General features: G+C 60.7%; 5 protein-coding genes. All 5 read right to left on the bottom strand.

Annotated features, from left to right (window positions below; genetic code table 11):
* Positions 1-163: DeoR family transcriptional regulator (locus ACXJ7R_RS27335; RefSeq protein ID WP_457154543.1), on the bottom strand; the 163-nt coding region annotated here is incomplete at its 3' end.
* 127 nt (positions 164-290) lie between these two features.
* Positions 291-1703, bottom strand: a complete 1413-nt coding sequence (locus ACXJ7R_RS27340) for a pyridoxal phosphate-dependent decarboxylase family protein (RefSeq protein WP_457154541.1) — start codon at positions 1701-1703, stop codon at positions 291-293.
* 109 nt (positions 1704-1812) lie between these two features.
* Positions 1813-2544 (bottom strand): peptidase, encoded by a 732-nt coding sequence (locus ACXJ7R_RS27345; RefSeq protein WP_095085040.1) that lies wholly within the window; start codon positions 2542-2544, stop codon positions 1813-1815.
* Between the two features lie 155 nt (positions 2545-2699).
* Positions 2700-3494, bottom strand: coding sequence for a transglutaminase family protein (locus tag ACXJ7R_RS27350; protein WP_457154542.1), 795 nt, complete (start codon positions 3492-3494; stop codon positions 2700-2702).
* A 52-nt stretch (positions 3495-3546) separates the two neighbouring features.
* Positions 3547-3679, bottom strand: a 133-nt coding sequence (locus tag ACXJ7R_RS27355) for an alpha-E domain-containing protein (RefSeq protein WP_457154544.1), incomplete at its 5' end; no start/stop codon positions are given.

Consider the following 3679-nt stretch of genomic DNA (forward strand, 5'->3'; position numbering starts at 1 on the left):
CACCATGGATGCGCGAAAGCAGCCGCTGATCGCACAGGTCGTTGAGATCCTTGCGTATGGTCTGCGGCGTCACATTGAAGTGGGTGGCTAGATCGTCGACCAGCACGCGACCATGATCCTTGGCCATCTGGATGATTTCGGCATGGCGCGGCGACAGATACATGGGCAACCTCCCGTTTTCGTTTTTCTTGTCTATAGTCGAAAACGAAAGCAATGAAAAGGCATAAGCCGGCTAATAGAATTTACCTGATCGCAAAGCCAAAGCAGTACGCAACCTCGTCAAGGCAGATTCAGCCCATGCCGCGCGCGATTTCGGCGATGACGACGAAGGCGGCATCGACATCGCCGGCAGTCGCCTCGAACTGTCCGACCTGGAACCGGATCGCCACTCGTCCGTCGACTTTCGTCTGCGTCAGGTAGATGCGGCCATCATCGTTGATCGCATTGACCAGCCGCAGATTGTGCTCGTCCGCGTCGGCGCCGGTTCCAGCCTTGTGCCGGAACGAAAACAGCGACAGCATCGGTTCGCTGACGATCTCGAAATCCGGCTCCTTTGCCAGCCGCGCGGCAAGGCCTTCGCTCCAGGCGACATGGTTGCGGATCATCGTTCGCAGGCTTTCCAGCCCATGCGCGCGCAGCAGGAACCACAATTTCAGTGCGCGGAACCGCCGGCCGAGAGGCACCGACCACTCGGAATAATTGATGATGCCGTCATGGCCATGGGTCTTCAGGTAATCCGGCTTGATGGCCAGCGTCCGCACATGGCTTTCGGGATCGCGCAGGAACTGGATCGAGCAATCGAACTGCGCACCGAGCCATTTGTGGGGATTGAAGACAACGGAATCCGCCGCTTCGACACCGCTCCAGAAATGCCGGTATTCCGGGCAGATCATTGCCGAGCCGGCCCAGGCCGCGTCGACATGAAGGTAAAGGCCATGGCGCCGCGCCACCTCCGCAACCGCCGCGATGTCGTCGGTGCCACCAGTGCTGGTGCCGCCGACGCAGGCGATAATGCCCGCCGGCAGCATGCCGGCTTCCCGGTCGGCAATGATTGCCGCCTCGAGCGCTGCCGTGTCCATTGCGCGAAAGCGGCCACCGACGGGGACGCGCACGAGATTGTCCTCGCCGATACCAGACACCCAGATCGCCCGGTCGATCGAGGTGTGCACCTGGTCGGAGGAATAGATGCGCAACCGCGCCTGCCCCGCCAGTCCCTTTTTGTTGCCTTGCCAGTCGAGCGCGCGCTCGCGCATGGTCAGCACCGCGGCCAGCGTCGCGGATGAGGCCGAATCCTGGATCACGCCTGAGAAACCTTCCGGCAGGCCAAGCGCCTGGCGCATCCAGTCGACGGTGCGCGTTTCGAGCTCGGTCGCCGCCGGCGAGGTCTGCCAAAGCATACATTGCGCGGCCATCGCAGAGACCAGATATTCCGCCACCACCGAGACCGGCGCCGCATTGGCCGGGAAATAGGCGAAGAAGCGCGGATGCTGCCAATGCGTCATCCCCGGCAGGATCTTCTCTTCGAAGTCGGCGAAAATCCTGTCCATCGGTTCGGCGTCTTCGGGCGGCGAAGCCTCTATGCTCCTGAAAATATCGCCCGGCTCGACCAGCGGCCGCACCGGCTGCTCGCGCAGCGTGTTGCGGTAGTCGGCGCCCCAGTCGGCGGCGCGCCGCGACCATTGCCGGAAATCATCATTGTTCATCGTGTCCTCCCGACAAGATTCCTCGCCGCCGCCCATCACGGCTGGCTCTTCAAGGCTCGATATTATTTAACATGTGAAATATATGCAACCGCCATCTGGCGCCGCGCGCCTACCCCGGGAAATCGGGCAGGCTGGCAAAAGCTGTCTTCAGCGCATTCGACCAGCCATCCGAGATCGTGCGGTAATACTGGTCGTCCTGCCCGATCCGTTTCTTCAGCCCCACCTTGAAAGTGTCCTTCTCCAGGAAAAGCAGGTCGAGCGGCAAGCCGACAGACAGGTTCGACTTCAGTGTCGAATCGAACGACACCAGAAGCAGCTTCACCGTCTCTGCAAGGCTCATCGTCTTTTCGTAGGCGCGGATAATGATCGGCTTGCCATATTTGGTCTCGCCGATCTGGAAGAACGGCGTGTCGTCGGTCGATTCGATGAAATTGCCTTCGGGATAGATCATGAACAGGCGCGGTTCGCTGCCCTTGATCTGGCCGCCGAGGATGAACGAGGCATTGAAGTAGGAATCCGCCTTCTCGCCCGCGGGTGACGAGCTGGCGATGACCTCCTTCACCGTATCGCCGACCAGCCGCACCGTCTGATACATCGACGGCGTCTCCAAAAGCGTGGCGTGACGATCGGCGATTGCCTTGGTGCGTTCGTCGAGCAGGCTGACCACTGCCTGGGTCGTCGCCAGGTTGCCGGCTGACATCAGCACGATGACGCGCTCTCCCGGCTGCTCCCAGACATGCATCTTGCGGAAGGTGGAAATCGAATCCATACCGGCATTGGTGCGCGTGTCCGACATGAACACGAGCCCGCGATCAATCTTCAGGCCGACGCAATAGGTCATGGAATCTCTTCTAGAGCGATTCATCGTTTCACGGAAACGCAGAACCGCTCTATCTCCTTGTTTCGACGCAATTCCCAAGGGAAAGCGCTATCCGCTTTTCCCGGGAAAACCGTTTCACGCTTTTCCTGAATTGCTCCGGCAGCAATCTTGGCGGATTACTGCTCCACCGTGACGGTGACCGCAAGCTGTTCTTCCGCCTGTCCCAGCCGAATTCCCGACACCGGCGTGGCGTCGCGATAGTCGCGGCCGGTTGCCACTTTTACATAGCGCTCGTCTGGAGAGATGCCGTTTGCGGCATCGAAGGCGACCCAGCCCAGACCCGCAACATGCGCTTCGGCCCAAGCATGGCTTGCGGCCTGCTCGACAGCGGCATCCAGCATCAGATAGCCGCTGATATAGCGGGCAGGAAAGCCCATGGTACGCGCAGCGGCGGCAAAGATATGGGTGTGATCCTGGCAGACACCGGTCTTGAGCGCCAAGGCTTCTTCTGCCGGCGTCGCCGCATTGGTGGTGCCGGGGGTGTAGGTGACGCGATCGCCGATGACAGCCATCAATCGGTGCAGCCTTTCGATGTCGGTGCCCTTACCGACGGATGCGGCGAGCTCGCGAACACCGCTGCCGATCGCCGTCAAGGGCGTTTCATGGCTGTACAGCCAGAGCGGCGTAAAACCCTGGTGTGGTCCGGAGACGCCTGCAGTGTCGCGCGTCACCACTTCGCCGGCCGCTTCCACGGTGATGAAGTCGCGCTCGCCCTCGACGCTCAACAGCCTGGTGTCGTTGCCGAAATGGTCGACAAAGCGAACCTCCTCGCGCGCACCCTCGATGGCCAGTGCCCAGGACAAAACGGTCTGCGTCGATCCGCTGACCGGAAGCAGTCGCAGCCGCTGCAGCAGATAGTGCACCGGTGCATCGTAGCGGTATTCGGTCCTGTGGGTGATCTTCAGCCGCATGCACTATGTCCCGCTTGTGAGCATGCTCTTGTCCCACTTTTCGCGATCATGCTCAATTGAACCGGTAGTCCTGCGCGATCTCGTCGCCGAGCCTGGTATTGTCGCGAATGAAATTGGCCAGGAATTCATGCAGGCCGGCGTCGAATATGTCCTTGATCGACCCGGCTCTCAGCATGGCCTGCGTC

This window comes from Mesorhizobium sp. P5_C1 (genome assembly GCF_054049815.1).

Coding starts and splice junctions, on each gene's coding strand:
- ACXJ7R_RS27340 (WP_457154541.1), bottom strand. CDS start 1,703: ATGAACAATGATGATTTCCGGCAATGGTCGCGGCGCGCCGCCGACTGG.
- ACXJ7R_RS27345 (WP_095085040.1), bottom strand. CDS start 2,544: ATGACCTATTGCGTCGGCCTGAAGATTGATCGCGGGCTCGTGTTCATG.
- ACXJ7R_RS27350 (WP_457154542.1), bottom strand. CDS start 3,494: ATGCGGCTGAAGATCACCCACAGGACCGAATACCGCTACGATGCACCG.